Annotated in this window: 15 protein-coding genes and 2 tRNA genes; 4 read left to right on the top strand and 13 right to left on the bottom strand. The window is 59.3% G+C overall.

Going from position 1 to position 21369, the window contains the following annotated elements; genetic code table 11:
* Window positions 1-101: 101 nt before the first annotated feature.
* The 8 genes from M8N44_RS06970 to M8N44_RS06935 all read right to left on the bottom strand — a co-directional run bounded on the left by M8N44_RS06970 (window position 102) and on the right by M8N44_RS06935 (window position 10086).
* Window positions 102-2684: an ATP-dependent Clp protease ATP-binding subunit gene (locus M8N44_RS06970; protein ID WP_102728003.1), complete on the bottom strand. Its 2583-nt coding sequence runs from the start codon at window positions 2682-2684 to the stop codon at window positions 102-104.
* A 27-nt stretch (window positions 2685-2711) separates the two neighbouring features.
* Window positions 2712-3767 carry a protein arginine kinase gene (locus M8N44_RS06965; protein WP_102721370.1) on the bottom strand — a complete coding sequence of 352 codons (1056 nt, stop codon included), beginning with the start codon at window positions 3765-3767 and terminating at the stop codon, window positions 2712-2714.
* A 5-nt stretch (window positions 3768-3772) separates the two neighbouring features.
* Window positions 3773-4264 (bottom strand): UvrB/UvrC motif-containing protein, encoded by a 492-nt coding sequence (locus M8N44_RS06960; protein ID WP_102721371.1) that lies wholly within the window; start codon window positions 4262-4264, stop codon window positions 3773-3775.
* A gap of 112 nt (window positions 4265-4376) precedes the next feature.
* Entirely contained in the window at window positions 4377-5240 is an 864-nt protein-coding gene (locus M8N44_RS06955; RefSeq protein ID WP_102728004.1) for a metal ABC transporter permease, read from the bottom strand.
* Window positions 5237-6043, bottom strand: coding sequence for a metal ABC transporter ATP-binding protein (locus tag M8N44_RS06950; protein ID WP_218957705.1), 807 nt, complete (start codon window positions 6041-6043; stop codon window positions 5237-5239). The genes M8N44_RS06955 and M8N44_RS06950 overlap by 4 nt, the downstream gene beginning before the upstream one ends.
* Complete coding sequence (locus tag M8N44_RS06945) at window positions 6034-6468, bottom strand: hypothetical protein (RefSeq protein WP_102728005.1); 435 nt, start codon at window positions 6466-6468, stop codon at window positions 6034-6036. Before M8N44_RS06945 ends, M8N44_RS06950 begins: the two co-directional genes overlap by 10 nt.
* On the bottom strand, window positions 6465-7397 hold the full coding sequence (locus tag M8N44_RS06940) for a metal ABC transporter substrate-binding protein (RefSeq protein WP_180973719.1): 933 nt from the start codon (window positions 7395-7397) through the stop codon (window positions 6465-6467). Before M8N44_RS06940 ends, M8N44_RS06945 begins: the two co-directional genes overlap by 4 nt.
* 67 nt (window positions 7398-7464) lie before the next feature.
* The gene (locus M8N44_RS06935) at window positions 7465-10086 is read right to left on the bottom strand and encodes a DUF2339 domain-containing protein (RefSeq protein WP_180975135.1); all 2622 of its coding nucleotides are present in this window, start codon (window positions 10084-10086) and stop codon (window positions 7465-7467) included.
* 314 nt (window positions 10087-10400) lie between these two features.
* Here M8N44_RS06935 and M8N44_RS06930 point away from each other — a divergent pair, with 314 nt between their 5' ends.
* The 4 genes from M8N44_RS06930 to M8N44_RS06915 all read left to right on the top strand — a co-directional run bounded on the left by M8N44_RS06930 (window position 10401) and on the right by M8N44_RS06915 (window position 18126).
* Complete coding sequence (locus tag M8N44_RS06930) at window positions 10401-13262, top strand: glycoside hydrolase family 84 protein (protein WP_249853066.1); 2862 nt, start codon at window positions 10401-10403, stop codon at window positions 13260-13262.
* Window positions 13263-13569: 307 nt separating this feature from the next.
* A complete protein-coding gene (gene recJ, locus M8N44_RS06925) occupies window positions 13570-15252 on the top strand; it encodes a single-stranded-DNA-specific exonuclease RecJ (protein ID WP_249853065.1) in 1683 nt (560 codons plus the stop codon).
* A gap of 343 nt (window positions 15253-15595) precedes the next feature.
* Entirely contained in the window at window positions 15596-16756 is a 1161-nt protein-coding gene (locus M8N44_RS06920; protein ID WP_102728010.1) for a 2-isopropylmalate synthase, read from the top strand.
* A gap of 287 nt (window positions 16757-17043) precedes the next feature.
* Window positions 17044-18126 carry a glycosyltransferase family 10 domain-containing protein gene (locus M8N44_RS06915; RefSeq protein ID WP_249853064.1) on the top strand — a complete coding sequence of 361 codons (1083 nt, stop codon included), beginning with the start codon at window positions 17044-17046 and terminating at the stop codon, window positions 18124-18126.
* Between the two features lie 187 nt (window positions 18127-18313).
* Here M8N44_RS06915 and M8N44_RS06910 read toward each other — a convergent pair.
* From M8N44_RS06910 to M8N44_RS06890, 5 genes are all read right to left on the bottom strand, one after another.
* Window positions 18314-18389 (bottom strand) — tRNA-Ile (locus tag M8N44_RS06910).
* A 110-nt stretch (window positions 18390-18499) separates the two neighbouring features.
* Window positions 18500-20005, bottom strand: coding sequence for an MATE family efflux transporter (locus tag M8N44_RS06905; protein WP_102728012.1), 1506 nt, complete (start codon window positions 20003-20005; stop codon window positions 18500-18502).
* Window positions 20002-20673: a ubiquinone/menaquinone biosynthesis methyltransferase gene (locus M8N44_RS06900; protein ID WP_102721379.1), complete on the bottom strand. Its 672-nt coding sequence runs from the start codon at window positions 20671-20673 to the stop codon at window positions 20002-20004. Before M8N44_RS06900 ends, M8N44_RS06905 begins: the two co-directional genes overlap by 4 nt.
* A gap of 57 nt (window positions 20674-20730) precedes the next feature.
* Window positions 20731-20805, bottom strand: a tRNA-His gene (locus tag M8N44_RS06895).
* Window positions 20806-20976: 171 nt separating this feature from the next.
* Entirely contained in the window at window positions 20977-21225 is a 249-nt protein-coding gene (locus tag M8N44_RS06890; protein WP_022397041.1) for a hypothetical protein, read from the bottom strand.
* Window positions 21226-21369: the final 144 nt, after the last annotated feature.

The following is a 21369-nucleotide window of genomic DNA, read 5'->3' as shown; positions in this document are numbered from 1 at the left end:
AATGGTTCTTTCAGCGAAAAACGGATATTTGCGTAATCCGTCAAAGAAAAAGCCCCTGCATGCCAGCATGCAGGGGCCTCGGTTGAAAAACCGGAAAGCTTTTATTCCGCCTTGGGCTTCCGTGGAGCCCTTTTGCGCGGCGTTTTGGGCTTTGCCGGGGTTTTATCCTTGATGTGCAGGAAGGTGAGCGTCTCCGTTCCGTCCGTTTCCACGGCTTCAATTTTATCGCCGGGTTTCACGTCTCCCCTCAGCAGGGATTCCGCCAGCGGGTCTTCCAGCAGGCGTTCGATGGCGCGGCGCATCGGGCGTGCGCCGTACTGCGGGTCGTAGCCGTTCTTGATGATCAGGCTCAGGGCTTCCGGGCTCAGGGCCAGCGTGATATTCTTGGTCTTGAGACGGGAGATGAGCTTGTCCGCTTCCAGATGCACGATGCGTTCCAGGTCATCCCGTTCCAGCATGCGGAAGACGGAAATGTCATCAAAGCGGTTCAGGAATTCCGGGCGGAATTGCCTGCGCGCTTCTTCCAGAATCTTTCCCTTCATGGCGGCGTAGTCCGCGTTGTCGGCGGCCATGGCCCCGAAGCCCATGGCGCTCTGCCGCTTGGCGGAGGCGGCCCCCACGTTGGAGGTCAGGATGATGATGGTGTTGCGGAAGTTGATCTTGCGTCCCAGGGAGTCCGTCACGCTTCCTTCTTCCAGAATCTGGAGAAGCAGGTTCATGACGTCCGGATGGGCCTTTTCCACTTCATCAAAGAGGATGACGGAGTAGGGCCTGCGCCGGACGGCTTCCGTGAGCTGGCCGCCTTCGTCATGGCCTACGTAGCCGGGAGGAGAACCGATGAGACGGGACGTGGTGTGTTTTTCCATGTACTCGCTCATGTCCACCTGAATCAGGGCGTCCGCGGTGCCGAACATGATTTCCGCCAGATTGCGGGCCAGATAGGTTTTACCCACGCCGGTGGGACCCAGGAAGAGGAATGAGCCGATCGGGCGGCGCGGGTCCTTGATGTCCGCGCGGCTGCGCCGCAGGGCGCGGGCGATAGCGGAGGCCGCCTCGTCCTGGCCGATGACTTTGCTTTTTAACTCTTCTTCCATCCGCAGAAGTTTGGCGGTTTCCTTTTCCTCCATCCGGGCCAGCGGGATGCCCGTCCATTTGGCGAGCACGCTCATCACGTCTTCATCCGTCACGGGAACGTAATTGGTCTCATAGGAATTGCGCCAGGTTTCCAGCATGTTCTGAAGTTCCGCCCTGGCTTGTTTTTCCTCGTCGCGCAGGCGGGCTGCTTCCTCAAAAAGCTGGGTTTCCACAGCCTTGTCCTTGCGTTCCTTGATTTCCGCAATGCGGGTTTCCATGTCGCTGATGTGGTCCGGGCGGGTCATCTGGGAGACGCGCTTGCGCGCCCCTGCTTCATCCAGGATGTCAATGGCCTTGTCCGGCAGGAAGCGGCCCGTCAGATAGCGGTGGGAGAGCCTGGCTGCGGCTTCAACGGCTTCCTTCGTATAATGCACCTTGTGATGTTCCTCATACTTGGGCTGGATGCCGGCAAGAATCTGGATGGTGTCCTCCACGGAGGGTTCCCCTACCTGCACCTGCTGGAAGCGGCGTTCCAGGGCGGCGTCCTTCTCAATGTGTTTCCTGTATTCGTTGAGCGTGGTGGCGCCTATGGCCTGGAGCTCACCCCGGGAGAGGGCGGGCTTGATGATGTTGGAGGCGTCCATGGAGCCTTCCGCGGATCCGGCGCCTACAATGGTGTGCAGTTCATCAATGAAAAGGATGACATTGCCTTCCCGGCGTATTTCATCCATTACGGCCTTGAGCCGTTCCTCAAACTGGCCGCGGTATTTGGTGCCGGCCACCATCAGCGCCAGGTCCAGGGAGATGACCCTCTTGCTGCGCAGGAGCTCCGGAACATGGCCCTGGGCTATTTCCTGGGCCAGCCCTTCCACGATGGCGGTTTTGCCCACCCCGGCTTCACCGAGCAGGACGGGGTTGTTTTTGTTCCTCCGGCACAGAATCTGGATGACGCGATCAATTTCCGAGGCGCGGCCGATGACGGGATCCAGCTTGCCGTCCCGGGCCAGCTGGGTCATGTCCCGGCCAAAGGCCTGGAGCGCGGGGGTCTTGGATTTCTGCTGCCTGGAGTAGGAGGGGGAGGAAGGCTCGTCCGTCGGGATGGCGGGGGATTCATTTTCCTCCTCGTCGTCATCGTCGTCCGGGATGATGTTGTCTTCATCCGCATCCATCTGGTATTTGGGCGTCAGTACGTCCAGCAGCTCGCGCCGCGCCTGTTCCAAATCCACGCCGAAGTGGCGCAGAATCTGTCCGGCCACGCCGTCTCCGTCCCGGATGAGGCCCAGGAGCAGGTGCTCCGTGCCCACATACGTGTGGTTGAGTTCCTGGGCTTCCCGGTTGGCCATCGCCAGGACCTTGCGGACTCTGGGGGTGTACGGGATGTTGCCCTCCGCCTGGGGCTCCGTGCCCCGGCCTATTTGTTCCTCCACCTGCCTGCGCACGGCGGTAAGCTCCACCCCCAGGTTTTCCAGGATGGTGACGGCTACGCCCTTGCCCAGCTTGAGCAGCCCGAGGAGCAGGTGTTCGGTCCCTATGTAATGATGATTGAAGCGGTCCGCTTCCCGGCGCGCATGCGCCAGCACTTGTTGCGCCCTAGGCGTAAAATTGTTCATGTATTGTAAAGAAGTTTTGTTGTTGCATCAGTTTCCGGAAAGTTCCTTCCGGATAATGTCCGCACGGATCTGGTCCCTGTCTTCGGGAGTTGTCTGGTCCGTAGTGGACAGGCGGGCCAGGTGGGCCGGCTGAATGTTCAGTATGGTTTTATTGACGTTTTTTAATGCCTGGTGGGAAAAGATGTCCAGGGATGCTCCCATCCGGAGGAAGGAGAGCAGCGCCAGCGCCTCCTGCGTGGATAGCAGGGTGGCGTTGGTCAGGAGGCCGTAGGCGCGGGAAACGCGGTCTTTTACCTGGAGCGAGGAAGCCTGGAGCAGCCGCCTGCGGGCGTTCCATTCCTGGTGGGCCAGGTCGGAGGTGAAGCGGGTCATGCGTTCCACGATCTGGTCCTCGCTGTCTCCCAGCGTGGTCTGGTTGGAAATCTGGAAGAGGTTGCCGGTGGCTTCCGTCCCTTCTCCGTACAGGCCGCGGACAGTGATGTTGAGCTGCACGGCCGCCTGGACGACCTGTTGCATCTGTTCGGAGATGACGAGGCCCGGCAGGTGCATCATCACGGAGGCCCTCATGCCCGTGCCCAGGTTGGTGGGGCAGGCGGTGAGGTAGCCCAGCCGCGTGTTGTAGGCGTACGGGAGCCTGGCTTCCAGTTCGGAGTCTATTTTGGAGATGGCTCCCCATGCTTTTTTAAGCTGGATGCCGGGCAGGATGTACTGAAGGCGCAGGTGGTCCTCCTCATTGAAGAGGATGCTGGCGTTCTGGCTGCGTGAGATGAGAACGGCGCAGCCTTCCGAGCGCGCGGCCAGTTCCCGGGAAATGAGGTGGCGTTCCACCAGCAGCTGTTTTTGCTGCTGGGTGAGTCCGGAGAGTTCCGCGTAATAGCCTCCCTTCATGACGGGGATTTGGCGCGCTTCACCGGAGGTGAGCTTCAGCGTTTCCTCCCTCTGCTGGCGCGTGGCCCAGCCGGGAAAAGGGGTGGCGGTCAGATTGCGTGCCAGGCGGATGCGGGAGGTGAGAACGATGTCGTGTTCATCCCGTGATTCCACCATCCATTTGGCGGGGTTGTTTAGTAAGTCGTCAAAGAGCATGTACGTTAATTGGTCGGCGTGCGCAATTGCTTGATTTGATCGCGGAGCTTGGCCGCGCGTTCATAATCCTCTCTTGCCACTGCCAGGGAAAGTTGTTGTTCCAGATCACTGATGGTATGGGTTTCCGTTTCGCGCTTTTCCGCCCGTTCGGGCGTTTTTCCGTGATGGTGGGAATCAGGCTGAATCTGGGTGAGAAGAGGGAGTATCTCTTCTTCAAAGACGTTGTAGCATTCACTGCAGCCCAGGCGTCCTACATTTTTGTAATCCTGAAGGGTGAAGGAGCAGATCGGGCAGCTTGTGAGCGGTAGGGACTGCAGGGCCGGAATGGGGGCGGCGGGGTCCGCCGCGCCTTCCTTGCCGAACTGGCCCTGAAGGTTCGGGAACAGTTTCTCCGCCAGATCAAAGGCGTCCGGGTCCAGCAGGCCCCGCTCCTGGGCGCATTTGGCGCAGAGGCAGAATTTGGTGGATTTCCCGTTGATGATCTGTGTCAGGAACACCGTTGCCGGTGCAGAGCATATCTCACATTTTTTCACAACCCGCATTATAATGGCGACCCCCACGGCGGACTAGTAGTCTGCGTGTCATGGATTGTCATGAAAACGGGCCTTGTTATTGTATGGAGGAAGAATTCTTTCTGCGCTGTTTTAGAAGCCCGCACCGTGATGAATACAAGTAGGCTGCGCAGAAGAAGGTTCCCAGCACCAGAATGATGGTTGCGCCCAGGTGCCAGCCCAGCGGGAAGGACAGGTAAAAGGCCAGCAAAGAGCCCAGTCCACCGATGATTCCGCCCCCCCAGAAGAGGTGGGAAGGCTTGTTGGTGAGCATGTACACCGTGGCGGCGGGACCGACGAGAAGCCCCAGCGTCAGGAACGCCCCCACGGCCTGGAGGGAAGAGACGAGCACCAGGATGATGAGGGTGAAGATGCCGTAGCTGATGAGGCGGGAGGGAATGCCCAGCGTGGTGGCGATGTCCGGGTCAAAGAGGTAGATCAGGATGGGGCGGCGGAAGAGAAGCAGGATCAGGACGCTGACGGAACTGATGGCGAAGGCGATCCACAGGTCGGAGTCGGACAGGCTCATGATGGAGCCGAACAGCCAGTCGTCAATTTTCTGTTGCAGGCCCAGCCGCACTAGTACGATGAAACCCGCGGCGAAGGCCGTGGTGTGCAGGATGGACAGGGCGGTATCCTGGTTCAGCCGGGACGTGCGGGAGACGAATAGGGAACCCAGGCCCACCAGCAGGGCGGCCACCACGGCCCCCGTCAGGAGGCTCCAGCGGGTGAGGCCGAAGAGGAGCACCGCCACCGCTATGCCCGGCAGCAGGGCGCAGGAGAGCGTGCCGATCTGGAGAGCCGATTTTTTCAGGATGACCAGCCCGCTGACGAAGCCGTTGGCGAAGCCGATCATGACGCATGCCAGCAGGGAGCGCTGCGCGATGGGTTCGCGGAGGAATTGAAGAAAGTCGTCCATCATGAAACTTGGGTTTCCGGTTGAGGTTCCATTCCATACGTCTCCCGGATGCGTGAGGGAGCAAGCACTTCCCCCGGGGGGCCGAAGGCGACCAGCTCGCGATTCATCAGCAGGATGGTGTCAAAAATGTCCGCCGCCGTGTTCAGGTCGTGATGGGAGGCGATGACCAGCCGTCCTTCCGCCGCCAGGGAATCCAGCAGCCGCCCCAGGGACTGGCAGGCCGGGGCGTCCAGCCCTGTGAAGGGTTCGTCCAGCAGCAGGACGTGGGCTTCCTGCGCCAGGGCGCGCGCCAGGAATGCCCGCTGCTGCTGCCCTCCGGAAAGTTCTGAAATCTGGCGGTCCGCCAGGGATTCCATGCCCAGCGCGTGAAGGGATTTTTCTACGATGTCCCGGTCATGGCGCCCGAATTTTTTCCACAGTCCCAGGGACGGATAGCGGCCCATTTCCACCAGCGCGCGGACGGTGATGGGAAAGGACCAGTCCACGTCGGAACGCTGGGGCAGGTAGGCGATTTCTCCCGGCGTATCGTGAAGAGGGCTGCCGTTCCACAGGATTTCCCCGGAATCAGGACGGAGCAGTCCGGCCAAGGCCTTGATCAGCGTGGATTTTCCCGCGCCGTTGGGGCCCATCAGGGCCAGCGTGTGGCCGCAGGTGATGGAAAAGCTGATGCCGTCCAGGGCAAGAAGGCTCCCGTAATACACGCTGAGGTTCCGCACTTCCAGCCGGTGGCGGTCCGGGTGGCTGGCATGCGCGCCCCAGCAGATGTGGTCCTGGGCGCAGTGGGGGGCTGGACTGTTTATTTCCATGAGAAGAAGTAGCTGTCGTTCAGGGAAGGGCCGAAGGACCAGCGGGTGGCGGAGGAGGACGGCCTGCCCTCCGGTTCCAGTTCCAGCGTAACGGGGGTGTCCGGCGTGCCTTCCGGCCAGCGGGCGGAAACGGTGAGCGTCACGGAGCCGTCTTCCAGCGGAAGGCCGCATTCCACTTCTTCATGCAGGCCGGGCGTCCCGGATTGCCAGAGGACACGGCCTCCATGGGAGATGGAAAGAAATTCCGGACGGTGGGCGCACCTGACCGTGATGACCGTGGGAACGTCCGCGGCCTGCGCCGCGGGGGAGGAGAGGTCCGCTTCCTGTGCTCCGGGGGTGCCTGCCGTCATGTTATAAAGGAAGAACCCCAGCAGGATGACGACTCCCAGAGTAGGGAAAAACTGGCGCAGGGGTGTGCTGGTCATGGCCTGGGGGACGGGGAAAGGGCTTCCTTGATGATGCCGACGTTTTGCTTGAACATGGACTCGAACGTATGGCCGTCCGGAGCCAGCCCGTCGGTATTGATCGGCTTGGCAACGGGGATGTTCAGGGATTTGGCGATCTCCGTGAGGCTCTTGGGGTTGGAGGAATATTCCGGGAACAGGGCCTTTACCCCGGCTGCGCGCAGCTTCTTCAGCGTGGAGGCCAGCTGGGCGGAATTGCCTTCGTCTTCACGGCTCACCCCCTGGATGCTGATGCTGCGGAAGCCGAATTCCTTGCAGAAATGGTTCATGGCCGCGTGCCCCGTCACCAGGATGCGGTCCGCTTCCGGAATGTCCGCAAGCTCCTTCCTGGCCCAGGAGGAAAGCTGGTCCATTTTTCTGTTCCACCGGGCCAGTCCGGCCTTGTAATCCTGCTCATGGGCCGGGTCCATCCGCGTGAGCGCGGCGGCCAGGGCGCGGGCGGCGCGTTTCATATTGGCCGGGGTGTGCCACCAGTGGGGATCGTTGGGGCCGTGGGCGCAGCAGTCCCCGTCGTGCCCATGGTCATGGTCTGCGGTGTCCGCCGCCACGGGAACGTCCGGAATGGAGGCCCCCAGGTCCAGAATTTGCGCCCTGCCGCCCAGCGCGTCTTTCAACTTGGGAAGGTACGGCTCCAGATTCTTGCCGGAGGCCAGAACCAGGCGCGCCTGCCCTGCGGCGGCGATATCCTGCGGAGCGGGTTCAAAGCTGTGCAGGTTGCCGTTGGGGCGCAGCAGGTCCGCCACCTGCACGTGGCTGCCGCCGATGGCGCGGGCCATATCCCCCAGAATTGGGTGCAGGGTCGCGATTTTCAGGGCGGGGGCGTCCTGGGCCTGAAGAGTGCAGAACAGGCCCAGAAGACACAGAAAAGGAATCAGAATGCGCCGGAGCATGTTCCGCATTATGAACCGCCCTTCAAGTGATGCAATGGTCAAATTTGTCTTCCAAAGTGAGATGACGCTAACTTTTCGGGGCCTCTCCCTGGCTCTTCTTTTTGTTCCTCAGCTTCATGGTGAACTTCTGGTACAGGAAGGAGGAGATGAGCACGATGGCGGCCAGCCCCACCAGGGCTCCCACGCGGTACAGTTGCCCGAGGCTGGAAATGTCATAACAGACGACTTTCAGCAGGGTGATGCCCAGCAGGGCGAGTCCCGCCATGCGCACCCTGGAAGACCTGATGTCAAACCCCGTGGCGATCAGGCCCAGGGCAAAGAGGCTCCAGGCAATGGAAATGGTGAGGTCCTGCGCCACGCTGCTCCCGAACTGGATCATCAGCGGACGGTCTCCCGGCGCGGCGAAGCCGCAGGATATTTCCGTATTCATCCAGATGAAAAGCAGGATGGCCCCGAAAATATTCAGGGCCGCGACAAGAACGCGGAGGCCGGAGCTGCGGCCCCCCGGCAGGCGTGGCGTCACTTTCTTCTGGACCCACCAGGCTCCGGCCATGCAGCAGAAAACCATGGTGGCGAACATCGTGCGCAGGGCCTGCATTCCGGCAGGGTCAAGTTGCACGAAGGCTTGCGACAGGCCGTTGCGGACGAACAGGAAGGCCAGCAGGAAAAATCCCGTCCAGGCCAGTCTGGGCAGGGGAAATTTGCCGCACAGCAGCAGAAGGGCCAGCCCTTCCAGGGACCAGGCTACGGTCAGGGGGGCGCCCGTCCATTGGAGGCCGATGGCCAGCGTCAGCATGCCGATGGCTGCTCCATAATAAAAGCAGAGGATGGCGGAACGCTTCAAAAGCGTTTCCTCCGGTAGCCGCCGCAGGGCCAGGGCCGCCAGCAGCGGAGGCGCCGCACAGGCAAGCGCGACGGTGGAATCCCATAAATGGGTGGCCTCCGGATGGTGGGCCGTTCCGAAGAGCCACCAGGAAAGGTAGAAGAGGGGGAATGCCAGGGCGGAGGCGCTCCAGGCCAGCAAGCCGCTGCGGAACCGCCGGACCAGCAGCAGGGGCAGCAGGAAGATCGCCAGGAAAATCACCGCGGAACCGGCAGGGTGGATGTCCTGATAGGACGCCGCAATCGTGTACCCGGCCGCCGCGGCCATCAGGGCCTGCCCTCTCCGGTGCCATGCCGCCATTCCGCAGAACGTGGCCGCCGTCAGGAAAACGTAAAAGGGGGAAGGTGAAAGCGGGTGCATGACCAGCAGCCACGCGAGAGCCGCCGTGGCGAAGCAGGAAATCCTGACGCCGGGCTGAAGCTCCGCCAGGTAGGCCCCTCCGGAAGGCGTGCGTGCGGACAGCACCGCATAAGACGCCGGAATCATGAACAGGCAGAAAAGGCCCTGGAGCTGGGAGGATATCCAGAGGGCAGATTGCGAGGCTTCTTCCGCGGAAGACTGGTAAAAATAGAAAATGGTGAAAAGCCCCATGGGAAGAAAGCAGGACCAATACGTGCTTTTGGCGCGGGCCAGCGGGAGCAGGGCGATCATGGGGAGCATGCCCGCCAGCAGGAGAAGCAGGTGGGAGGAAGGGGAAAGGAACCGGAAGCTGCACTCCGCCTGAAGGCGGAATGCCGTCAGGCAGGTGACCGCAATGGCGCAGAAGGCCAGCAGGAAGGGACCTCCCTTCCGGTCCGGTTCAGCCTGCCGTGTGCCGGCATAAAGGCCGTAGCCCCCGTACAGGAGCAGGGTGCAGATGGACAGGATGACGACGGCGAGAATATGGGAGGGGCCGCCGTATTCGTCAAACCAGCCCATCAGCAGGATGGTATAGGCAGCCAGTCCGGTTCCTCCGGCTCCTGTCCACCTGGTTGCGGCTACGACGGCGAGCAACCCGGCGTTCAGGATGGTCATGTACAGGAACAGGGAGGCCGTATGGTCCTGGCCGGTGGACAGGATGACCGGGGTCAGAAAACCGCCGATGATGCCCAGGAAGGCGATTATGCGGAACCGCAGGCGCACCGCCAGGATGAAGGCCGCCGCCGTGGTGGCCGCCAGCAGAACGGTCGCGATGGCCGTCGTGAAGAAGGGAAGCTCGTAAAACATGCGTCCGGCGCAGGTAGCCAGGTACAGGACCAGGATGCCCGTGGAGGTCAGCGTGCCGGAAAGGATGGGGTACTTCTTCCTCAGCCGCGACAGGCCGGCGCCCAGCAGGCCGGCGGCAGCCAGATACGTGAGGGTTACCCTCCATTCCGGAGAGATCAGATCATTGTCAATGCTGTACTTGACGAAGAACCCGGTTCCCAGAAACAGCACAAATCCTCCTATCCAGGAGAGCAGCTTGGCGCCGATGAAGTATTCCCAGGAAAAGGACGCGGGGCGCGACGGTGCGGGCCTGGCGTTCCGGACCGGCTGCAGGCTGTGCCGGGAGGGAAGGGCGCAGGCGGGTTCCCGTACCGGGGCGGCGGCAGGAAGCGTACGGATGGGCTGCACCGGACTTTCCACAGGGGGCGGAAGGCTCTTTCTGGTTTCCGCGGGGGGCCTCTGGGGGGAGGAACGGGAATTCAGACGTTCCTTTAATTCGGAGACTTCCGTTTCCAGAGTGCGGACTTTTTGTTCCAGAGAAACGACCTGGCAGGCCTTCACAAAGGTGAAGACCATTCCGGAAAGCAGGCCGAGGACCAGCAGAAGAATGAAAAATTCCATGGGGAGGGAAGGGGTAGGGAAAATGTATTCTACACCGGAAGAATGGGACTGCAAGACGCAAAAAGGTACATGGCCGCCTGTCCTGAAAGAGCCGCACGGAACCGTTGGCTGAGAGCCGTCCCGGCGGTGGATTTCATGCGGGGGGCGGAATGGGCCAAGGCGGCACAGGAAGCGTTCGCGGGGAAGAGACCGGAAGGCGCGCCGCCTGGAAGCCTCCTTCCGCGCCTTTCCCGGGTTGACGTATTGAGGAATGGGTGCGGACGGTTTTTTCTTGAGGTGGAAAGTGTTTTCTGATTCCATTATCGCGCATCATCATGAATGGTTTTCAACTTCTTCAATGTGGTTTGAGCGTGGCTGCCCTGCTGGGCGGCTCCGCCCTTGCGGCGTCACCTGCCGTGTACCCGGTTCCCCAGCAGTCCAAGCTCTCCTCCCAGACGGTTGCTTTCTCCGGAAAGCCTTCCGTGGTGATTCGCTCCGCCAAGACGGCGGCCAGCAAGCTGCTGAACGGCGTTCTGGAAAAATCCGGGGCCTACAAGCTGGTCGTCTCCCCGCAGGGCAAAGTGGCCATAGGCGCCCATGACGAGCGGGGCGCGTTTTACGCCATGCAGACGCTGCGGCAGCTCGGCACGAAGGCCGGCGGCGAAGGCGTGACCTTGCCCGTAGGGGAAATCACGGACTGGCCGGACATCGAATTCCGCGGAACGGTGGAAGGCTTCTACGGCACTCCATGGAGCCATGAGGCCCGTTTGAGCCAACTGCGCTTTTACGGCCAGAACAAGATGAACACATACATCTACGGGCCGAAGGACGATCCCTACCACTCCTCCCCCCACTGGCGGGACCCCTATCCCGCGGACCAGGCCGCCCAGATCAAGGAACTGGTGAAGGTGGCGAAGGAAAACCACGTGGACTTTGTCTGGGCCATCCACCCCGGCAAGGACATCAAGTGGACGGAAGAGGACATGAACAACGTCATCAAAAAATTTGAGATGATGTACAAGCTGGGCGTCCGGTCCTTTGCCGTGTTCTTTGACGACATCTTCGGCGAGGGAAAGAGGGGGGACATGCAGGCGCTCCTGCTCAACAAGATAAACAACGAATTCGTCAAGGTGAAAAAGGACGTCACCCCCCTGGTCATGTGCCCTACGGAGTACAACCGCGGCTGGGCGGACTCCAAGCCGGGAACCTACCTGGACATTCTGGGCGACCGTCTGGACCCCTCCATCCACGTCATGTGGACGGGGGACTCCGTCTGCCATGACATCACGCTGGAAGGCCAGCAGTGGGTGAACAAGAGAATCAAGCGTCCCTCCTACGTCTGGTGGAACTTCCCCGTAACGGACTACTGCCGCTCCAACCTGTGCATGGGCCGCGTGTACGGCCTTGCCACGGAACCGGGCGCGAAGGAATCCATGGGCGGCTTCGTCTCCAACCCCATGGACAAGCCGGAGGCCTCCAAGGTCTCCCTCTTCGGCCTTGCGGACTACACCTGGAATATCAACGGCTTCAAATCGGAGGAATCCTGGAAGGAAGGCGTCAAGCGCCTGTTCCCGCAGGCGGCGGAAGCCATGCAGGTCTTTGTGAACCACAACTCCGACCAGGGGCCCAACGGCCACGGTTACCGCCGTGAGGAATCCGTGGAAATAGAACCCGTGGTCAAGCGCGTGCTGGAAGCCGCCCGGGAAGGCAAGGTGGCCAAAGCGGATACGGCCCTGCTCAAGAAGGAATTCGCCCGCATGGCCGCCGCCGCGCCCGTCATCCGGGCCAAGGCGGACAACCCCCGCTTGATGAAGGAAATCGGCGCGTGGGTGGATGCCTTTGAACAACTGGGCCGCGCCGGCCAGCATGCCGTGGCGGCGCTGGAGGAAAACAACACCAGGGACGCCGTGACCCAGCTGGTGCAGGCCACGCAGGCCCTGGCGGCCATGGACGGCATTTCCCGCCGCCACAACCAGGAAGGCCAGTTGTACCGCTCCGTGGTGAAAACCGGTTCCCGGGTGATGACCCCCGCCGTCAATGAACTGGCGGACACCGTTTCCAAAAAAGTTTTCCCCGCTATTGCGGGCACTCCGGCCCTTTCCCCCAAGCCCCTGGTCAAGGGGGGCAATATGGACAAGGCGGAACTCTTTTGTGACGGAGACCGCGGCTCCTTCTGGCATTCCGGCGCTTACGGCGAGCCGGGAGACTGGTATGGCGTGGACTACGGCATGCCGATTCCCGTACGGAGCGTGGAAGTGCTGATGGGCCGCAATGACAAGGACGGCGACTATGTAGCCAGGGGGCAGCTGGAAGGCTCCCGGGACCTGAAAACCTGGAAGCCGCTGGGACCGGAAACCTCCGGCATGCAGGTGGTATGGAAGGCGCCCAAGCCCGTCTCACTCCGTGCCGTGCGCTACCGCGTCATTGAACCGAAGAAAACGGACAACGGCCGCGCCGTCTGGACCGCCGTGCGTGAAATAGCCGTCAACACGCCTCCTTCAGCCATGGCCGCCTCCAACGTGGCGGGGCTGGAAGGCGTCTCCGTGCAGAAATCCGACAAAATCGTGCGCATCAACCGCGTGATGGAAACGCACAAAATGAAGCCCGGCGAATTCATCTCCCTGCAATTGGAAGGCCCCACGGACGCCACCTGGCTGGAAGTCAACCTGGAACGGGATGACGTCAACTCCTGGGCAGAAGTGGAGCTGGACGTGGAAGGCTCCGCCAAGCCCGTGGTGCAGAAGCTGGACAAGCAGGGTAAAAACTTCATTGCCAGGGCGAACCAGCTCCCCAAGGGAATCAAGGGCATGAAACTGGTCAACAAAAGCGGCAAGGAACAGGACATCGTTCTGAACATGTTCAAATTTGACGTTCCCCCGTCGGACCCCGGCACCAGCCTGGTCTCCCTGAGCGACAGGAACCTGAAAACGGTCTACCGTGCTGACAAGCCCCTGGACGTGATCGTCCCCAATCTGGACAACCCCAAGGCTGCCAAGGTAGTCGTGGTAGGGTCCGCCGCCTTCGCCATCCAGGTGCGCCGCGGCGAGGGATCCTGGACGCCGGTGGGCAAGCGGAACGCCGGACCCGGAGCTTCCGAGTTTGCCATTCCGGCCGGGACCACTGCCGTGCGCCTGACCTACAAGGCCCCCCAGCCGGACGCGATCATCAATGAGGTGATCTTTTCCTCCCGGAAATAGTTGTTTCAGGGCTGATGCCTGATGCTGCGGCTCCGTTCGGATTTTCCCCGGACGGAGCTTTTCTCTTTGAAAAGATGGAAATGCAGCGTGAAGGCCGTTTCCATGCATTATGGGGGAAGGAGGAACCCGCATTCCGGCGGGAACGGCGGCCATTCTCCCGGAAACAGGTTAGGCACCTTCTTCTTCCCGCTTTGGCAGCTTGTTGTGGAAACAACCTTGACCCTGTTGGATGCGGGGCTAAAATACTGCCATGACACCGGGCTTTCATTGGACTCTCCGCCCTTCCGTGAAGGAGGATGATCCGGTCTTGAAAGCGTTTCCCGCGGAACTGCCTCTGCTGGTCAAGCAACTTCTGCTGCAGCGCGGATTCACCGGGGGGACGGAAACGGAGCTCTTTCTGGACCCCAGGCTCTCCCACCTGAGCGACCCTTTCCTGATGGGGGAAATGAGGGCCGCCGTGGAACGCATCTTCCAGGCCGTGGACGAAGGGGAAACCGTGTGCATTTACGGGGACTACGATGTGGACGGAGTCACCTCCGTGGCGCTTCTCCGAGCCATTCTGATGTCCTATGACCTGGACCCCCAGTACTTCATACCCGTCCGTTCCCGGGAAGGCTACGGACTCAGCGAGGCGGGCATAGAGCGCTGTCTCTCCGAATGTGCGGAAAGACCCAGCCTGCTTATTACGGTGGACTGCGGCACCTCCTCCGTAAAGGAAGTGGAGATGCTCAACAGCCTGGGAATAGACGTCATCATTCTGGACCACCATGAAGCGGGGCCGCTGGGCCGGCCGGACGCCGTAGCGGTGGTCAATGCCAAAATTGAGGAAAACAGCCCGTACACCTACCTGTGCAGCGCGGGCGTGGTCTTCAAGCTGGCGCACGCCCTCCTGAAGGAGCGGAAGCTGAAAACCTTTGACCTGAAACTTTATCTGGACCTGGTGGCCGTGGCTACCGTGGCGGACATCGTCCCCCTGGTGGATGAAAACAGGATACTGGTGCGCCACGGCCTGGGAAGGCTGGCGCACAGCCGCCATACGGGCCTGAAAACCCTGACGGAAATAGCGGGCATCCGCCCTTCAGACTCCGCCAACCACGCGGGCTTCCTGAACGCCGCGCACGTGGGATTCAGGATAGGCCCCCGCATCAATGCCGCGGGGCGCATGGACTCCCCCATGGATGCGCTGGAACTTTTGCTGACCATGGACAACAGGCGCGCCGTGCAGCTTGCCCAGATGCTGGACTCCCACAACCGCAAGCGGCAGGAGGAAGAGGAAGCCATCCGTACGGATGCGGTGGAAATGCTTCACAACTCCTTTGATCCGGAGCGGGACAACGTCATCGTGCTGGGTTCCCGCGCGTGGCATCCCGGCGTGGTGGGCATCGTGGCCTCCCAGCTCATGAGGCGGTACCACAAGCCCACCTTCGTCATCGCCTTTGATGAAAGCGGCGTGGGGAAGGGATCCGGCCGCTCCATTCCCGGCGTATCCCTGGTGCAGGCCATCCACCACTGTGCGGATACGCTGGTTTCCGGCGGCGGCCATGACATGGCGGCGGGCCTGGTGATTGAGGAAGCCCGCATGGACGACTTCCGCCGGGCCTTCAACCGGTACGTCTCGGAAACCACGACGGAGGAACAGCGCAGCCCCGTGCTCAACATAGACATGGAAGTCTCCTTCCAGGCGCTGACGCTGGACCTGCTGGACAGCTATGAAAAGCTGGAACCCTTCGGCAACTCCAATCCCCAGCCCCTCTTCATGAGTTCCGATGTCTTCCCCACGGAGCCGCCCAAGCGCGTGGGAACCAACCACCTGAAACTCTTCATGCGGCAGGGAATGGTGGAACGTGACGCCATCTTCTTCAACGGGGCGGAGCGTGAACTCCCCAATCCACCCTGGGACATCGCCTTTACGATTGACCGGAACGTGTACCGGGGCCGCGCCTCCCTGTCCATCTCCATTCAGGAAATACGTTCCCACCGGGAAATGTAGCTTCTCCTCAAGGGGGACGTGCACGGTTTTTTCTGCGGAAAAAGTCATGCATCCCGCCGTTCTTGACAAAACCGTGTCAAAAATGCATCGTCTGCCTTGTTCCCCCATTCAGGGCGGAGTTATGGTAAAAATAAGCAAGATGAACACCCTGTTCCTTCAAGGTCGTCTATTGCTGCTTCTCGGACGGTAGTCCGTGAAGATATCTTGATATGCGCCGGTGAGCCGTTCCGGCGCGAAGGAAGTAAACGGCTGGTCTTGATTTGCGCCAAAGGAATGATTCCATAACAGGAACGTTTTCCGTGCGCAGTTTCCGAAGGAACGAACCCTTAACATTTTTACTGTAATGAAAGAACACATACATATTTTTGATACGACGCTGAGAGACGGAGAACAGTGCCCCGGCGCGGCGATGACCGTGGAGCAGAAAATACAGGTTGCCATGCAGCTGGAAGCTCTGGGAGTGGACGTAATTGAGGCGGGCTTCCCCGTCATCTCGGACGGCGACTTCCACGCTGTCCGCACCGTGGCGGAACGCACGGAAAAAAGCCGCGTCTGCGGGCTGGCACGCTGTGTGGAGAAGGACATTATTGCCGCCCATGAGGCATTGAAGGCTGCCGGAGACCGGGAGCGCATCCATCTGGTGGTGGCTACGTCCCCCATCCACCGGAAATACAAGCTGGAAAAAAGCCGCGGGCAAATCAGGGAGATGGCCGTCAAGGCCGTCGCCATGGCTTCCGGATTATGCGGGGAAGTGCAGTTTTCCGCGGAGGACGCCTCCCGAACGGAGCCGGAATTCCTGGCGGAAATGGTGGAAGCCGTGATTGATGCGGGCGCCGCCGTCGTCAACATTCCGGATACGGTGGGTTACACGATGCCGGAGGAATACTACCGCCTGATTTCCTACCTGAAATCCAATGTTCCCAACGTGAGCCGCGCCAGGTTGTCCGTCCACTGCCATGACGACATGGGAATGGCCGTAGCCAATTCACTGGCTGCCATCCGTGCCGGGGCGCAGCAGGTGGAGGGCACCATCAACGGCATCGGTGAACGGGCTGGAAACACCGCTCTGGAGGAAGTCGTCATGGCGCTGCATTCTCGCCCGGATTTCTTTTCCGGCGCGGGGACCGGAATCCGGACGAAGGAACTGGTGAGGACCAGCCGCATGGTGGCCGCCATGAGCGGGTTGCCCGTCTCGCGCTCCAAGGCTGTGGTTGGGGCGAACGCCTTTGCCCACGGTTCCGGCATTCATCAGGACGGCGTTCTGAAAAACCGGAGCACTTATGAAATCATGGATCCGGAGGAAATTGGCTGGGGAGCTACGGAACTGCCCCTGACCAAGCATTCCGGGAGGCATGCCGTGAAAATGCGCCTGGATGCGCTGGGCTTCTCCGTTCCGGATACAGACATGCCGCGCCTGTTTGAACTGTTCAAGCAGCGTGGGGATCAGTGCAAGTTCGTGTATGACGACGACCTGGCCGCCATGGTGAACACCATTCATGCGTAAATCTCCGCCGTCCGGAAATTCTCCTCAGGATTTCCGGGCGGCGTTTTACAGGAAGAGGGAATTCCATGTAAAAACACGAGTTCTATTATATGAGGCACGGAGAGATGGCAAGGTTGGTTGTTCCATCAATAACAGGTGGACTGAATTTGGTATTTTATGGTCGGTGAACCTGCTTTTTTCAAGAGGAAATATACTATGAGATTGTACGGCTCCCTGATGGATTTAAAAAGCTTGCATGGAATATATGAGGATGTTGAGTCTGTCTTCGTTCAGATTGACTAGCTTACATGGGACTGTATAATGCCCATCAATTTGAGAAACAGGGAATGAAAGTAAAAATCGGGTTTATGCAGGGCGCTGAGGAATGGCAGATTGATGGTTTTCTATGCCGTTTCAGGAAGATAGATCCATCTATTCTTGAATTGGAAATAGACAGGGACAACGCAGATTTTCTTATTGCCTTCCCTTGGTTGTATACCTCTTCCAAAGAGACATATCTTCAATTTTTACAGGATTCCATAGGAAAAATTACGATCATGGATGTATATGGAGAAGCCCTCGCTCCAGATTTGAATTTGTTCGATTATCACATAGGGTTTGATTCCGCCGATCATGGGGGGCGCGTTCTGGAGATGCCTTTTTTATCCTCCTACCGTGTCCAGGCGGATCAGCTGCCATTGGAAAATGTGGCTGATGTCCTGAACCGGAAAAGCGGATTCTGCAATTATATCTACTCCCATGGAGAAGGGCATCCCTACCGCATCCAGTTGTTTTCCCGGCTTTCTGAATACAAGAAGATCAATTCCATAGGAAAGCATTTGAACAATACACCCTGTTCCGTTCCCAGGGAGTCCGATGACTGGCTCAAGGGAAGTATTCTGTTGAAAAACCCCTATAAGTTTTCCTTTGCGTGTGAAAATGCCTGGTACCGGGGTTATTCAACAGAAAAAATAATCACGAGCTTTCTGGCCCGCTCCAGCCCTATTTACTGGGGAAATCCATTAATTGAGGAGGACTATAATCCCAGGGCATTTATTAATTGCCACCGGTATTCATCTCTGGACGAAGTTGTAGCGGAAATCAAAAGAATTGATGAAGATGATGAATCATGGCTCGCCATGATGGCTGAACCCAAACGGCTCCCCTGGCAGATTGAACGGGCTCAGGAAAAGGAGGCCAGACTGAAGGCAGCTCTAATTGAGATATTTACTTCTCCCGTGGAACAGGTGAGGAGAAGGGGAAACGGATTTTGCGTCAATAACTACAGGGATTTTTTCATCCGCAATTTGAGTGGCAGGAAGAAAACCCCCAGGGAAAAATTAGAGGCAGGTTTGAAAAAGTGGAACAAAAAACTGTTTCACCGCTCCTAGCCCGGAATGCTTTATGTGAGCATTGGTGCATTCAGCCATCACATGGTGCATCAGTTATTTTGGAACCATTATAAACTGAAAAAGCCGTGCGTGGCGGAAAGCATGACAAAATCTGAATGCCATAAGAACCGTTTGCGGTGGAAAATCTTGCAAAATAGAGGCATAGGTAAGGCCACTCAAGAAAAAATGGTAGGCCCGGTAGGGTTCGAACCTACGACCAAGGGATTATGAGTCCCCTGCTCTAACCGCTGAGCTACGAGCCCGTTGAAGAACAACGTGGAGAAACGATAGCAGAATTTGACGGGAAGAGCAAAGTTTTTATGCAGGCATCACGTTTTGGATTTGCACGCGTCCGGGAAAGGCGTCCGGGAGGTTAGACTTGCAATTTTGTCCAGCTCCGGCCCTTGACGATTTTATAGAGGATGGTGGACTGGACGGCCATTTCAAAGGCGAAGAGCAGCCAGATGCCCCACAGGGTCATGGTTTCCGGAGCCAGCTTGAACCAGACCCATGTGCAGACGACGCGGAAGAAGCCCATGATGCCGTAGGAGATGAACATGACCCTCCGCGTGTCGCCCGCGCCGCGCAGGGACATTTTCATCACGATGCAGGCGGCGAAGAAGGGCTCCACCAGCAGCATGGTGCGCAGCACGGGAATGCCGGTGTCAATGAGCGTCATGTTGCCATTGGAGAATATCTCCATGAAGAGGGAGGGGAAGGCGCAGAAGAGCACGCCCAGCCCCGTCATGAAGATGATGGCGTACCGCATGCATTTCCAGATGGTGATGCGGGCCATGAGCGCGTTCCGGGCTCCCAGGTACTGCCCCACCAGGGTGGAGGCCGCCATGCCGATGGCGAATCCGGGCAGGAAGCTTAACGATTCAATGCGGACGGCGATGTTGTGGACGCCCAGCACGCCCTTGATGGGCAGTTCGCTGATGATGGAGAGGCAGAACATCTGGATGCCCCACATGCCGAAGACTTCCACGGCCTGCGGCAGCCCGATTTTCAGGATGCGCTTCTGCATGCCCATGTCCGGCCGCAGATGGGAGAAGCTGAGGTACAGCGGCGGAGCATAGTGTTCCCCGCGTTCCTTGACGAGTTCTTCCAGGGATTCGTTTTCTCTTCCCGCGAATATTTTTTTCCTGCGCCGCAGCATGATGAAGAGGAGCGCGCACATGCTGATGCCGTAGCCGCAGACCGTTCCCGCCGCAATGCCTCCGATGCGCCAGCCGCCCAGCGGGGCGTCCGCAAAGACGAAGGTGACGCTGAAAATGACGTTGAGGATGCCCACGCCCATCATGATCCAGAAGGGCAGCCGCGTGTCTCCGGAGCCGCGCAGGGCGGCATTGATGGCAAAGACCACGCCGCTGAAGGGGGCCGCGAAGGCGGCCACATAGACGTATTGCAGGGCGTAGGCCCTGGCGGCTTCATTCATGGTCAGCACGTGCGTGACCAGGAAGCCGCTGCATGCGAAGAGCAGCCCGCAGGAGATGATGCCGGCCAGCAGTCCCAGCATGGCGGCCTGGTGCAGCCCGTGCTGCGCCTGGGGGTAATCCCTGGCTCCGGTCATGCGGGAGACGATGGCCGTGGCCCCCATCATGATGGACCCCTGGATGACGAAGCCGAACCACATGAGGAAGACGACGGCCCCCATGCCGTCGGAGATGTTGATGGTGTCCTGCGCGTTCAGCCCGATTTTGGTAGCAATGAAGAGGTCGGAGGAGGTGACGAAGAAGCTCAGAAGCTGTTCCAGGAAGGGCCAGAAGGCAATGACGGCGATCTGGCGGGGCAGGGACAGTCCGGCAAGTTTACCCCCCAGGCGGGCGCGCGACGCCCTGCCGCGGATAATGCCCTCTCTCGCGTCACCCGCACTCATCGCTGGGCGGTGTAGATGCTGGCGATTCCCCCGTTCAGGGGTTCTGCCGTGATGTTGCTGTAGCCGCAGTCCCGGAGCAGGTCCTGCATGGCCTGGCCGCTGGGAAAGGCTTCAATGCTTTCCGCCAGGTAGTCGTAGGCTTCCCGGTGGCCGGTCATCCAGCCTGCAATGACGGGGAGGATGCGGTGCAGGTAAAAACGGTAGGGGCTTTTCAGCAGGTTTTCAGGCAGGGAGAAATCCAGAATGAGCAAATGGCCCCCCGGCCGCAGCATGCGGCCCATTTCCCGCAGGGCGTCCGGATAGCTGGCCATGTTCCGCAGGCCGAAGGCGACGGTGACTGCATCATAGGAGGCGGAGGAAAAGGGCAGGTTCATGGCGTCCGCACAGACCAGGTTGTCCAGTCCGCGTCTGGCCGCTACGTCCAGCATGGGCTGGCAGAAGTCGGAACCGGTCAGCCGGATTTCCGGCATGGCGTTCAGGATGGCTAGGGCCAGATCCCCGGTTCCCGTCGCCAGGTCCAGGAGGCGTTCCGGCTTCCATTCGGAGACGAGCTGCACGACGCGCTGCCGCCAGAGCAGGTCCACGCCCATGCTCAGTACATGGTTGGTGGCCACATAGCGCGGCGCAATGGCGGAAAAAGCGGCTTTGACGAATTCTGGATTGCGCATGCGGATGGATAGTAAAAAAGAGCACCATAAGTGCTCTTTTTCATGAAGGAAAGGGGATGGGGTGTCGGACGGGGCTCGAACCCGCAACAACCAGAATCACAATCTGGGGCTCTACCATTGAACTACCGACACCATTTAATGTTGTGGTGCGGCAGACATTACCCGTCCTCTTCCGTTTTGGCAAGAAGAAAATAAGTTTGATGAGTTTTTTAGACGGAATATTTTCTCAAAAATAAAATAAGGGACGGGTAAAGCAATTATTTGTTTCCCATTTGGAAAGTTACGGGGTGTTTGCGTGGTCTTCTATTGAATCCTCCTGGATTTGATGTAGACTTTTTTATTGTGGGAATTGATGTAATACACACCGCCTTTCGGGCCAACCCGGTAGGTTCTGTTTTCCCGTGCCTGGAGGGCGCGGGGGGAGGTGTGTTTTCCGGGCACCATTCCGGCACACAGGGGCGTGTATTCCGGAAGGAGCGGCTTGCGGCTGCATTGGGGCAGAGAGAGGAGAAGAGGAAGGATGGCCGCCGGGAGGAAAAGAGAGTGCTTCATCAGAGCGTTATTATCTTTTCCAGAAGGTTGTTTTGTCAAGTTGGAGAGTCGTGCTGAACGGTTTTTTATGAGAAGAATATGATTTTTTCTGCATTATTTGAAAACGAATGTTTGAATTTATTTTATTTCCAATTATTGTTGCCA

The organism is Akkermansia massiliensis, from assembly GCF_023516715.1.
Classification (GTDB): Bacteria; Verrucomicrobiota; Verrucomicrobiia; order Verrucomicrobiales; family Akkermansiaceae; genus Akkermansia; species Akkermansia massiliensis.
This window is presented reverse-complemented; position numbering and strand designations above follow the sequence as displayed.

Excerpts from the sequence above, each read along its gene's own strand:
- M8N44_RS06905 (WP_102728012.1), bottom strand. The coding sequence starts at position 20,005 with ATGAGTGCGGGTGACGCGAGAGAGGGCATTATCCGCGGCAGGGCGTCG.
- M8N44_RS06950 (WP_218957705.1), bottom strand. The coding sequence starts at position 6,043 with ATGGAAATAAACAGTCCAGCCCCCCACTGCGCCCAGGACCACATCTGC.
- M8N44_RS06930 (WP_249853066.1), top strand. The coding sequence starts at position 10,401 with ATGAATGGTTTTCAACTTCTTCAATGTGGTTTGAGCGTGGCTGCCCTG.
- M8N44_RS06935 (WP_180975135.1), bottom strand. The coding sequence starts at position 10,086 with ATGGAATTTTTCATTCTTCTGCTGGTCCTCGGCCTGCTTTCCGGAATG.
- M8N44_RS06920 (WP_102728010.1), top strand. The coding sequence starts at position 15,596 with ATGAAAGAACACATACATATTTTTGATACGACGCTGAGAGACGGAGAA.
- M8N44_RS06890 (WP_022397041.1), bottom strand. The coding sequence starts at position 21,225 with ATGAAGCACTCTCTTTTCCTCCCGGCGGCCATCCTTCCTCTTCTCCTC.
- M8N44_RS06915 (WP_249853064.1), top strand. The coding sequence starts at position 17,044 with ATGGGACTGTATAATGCCCATCAATTTGAGAAACAGGGAATGAAAGTA.
- M8N44_RS06955 (WP_102728004.1), bottom strand. The coding sequence starts at position 5,240 with ATGATGGACGACTTTCTTCAATTCCTCCGCGAACCCATCGCGCAGCGC.
- M8N44_RS06940 (WP_180973719.1), bottom strand. The coding sequence starts at position 7,397 with ATGCTCCGGCGCATTCTGATTCCTTTTCTGTGTCTTCTGGGCCTGTTC.
- M8N44_RS06945 (WP_102728005.1), bottom strand. The coding sequence starts at position 6,468 with ATGACCAGCACACCCCTGCGCCAGTTTTTCCCTACTCTGGGAGTCGTC.
- M8N44_RS06900 (WP_102721379.1), bottom strand. The coding sequence starts at position 20,673 with ATGCGCAATCCAGAATTCGTCAAAGCCGCTTTTTCCGCCATTGCGCCG.
- M8N44_RS06970 (WP_102728003.1), bottom strand. The coding sequence starts at position 2,684 with ATGAACAATTTTACGCCTAGGGCGCAACAAGTGCTGGCGCATGCGCGC.
- M8N44_RS06965 (WP_102721370.1), bottom strand. The coding sequence starts at position 3,767 with ATGCTCTTTGACGACTTACTAAACAACCCCGCCAAATGGATGGTGGAA.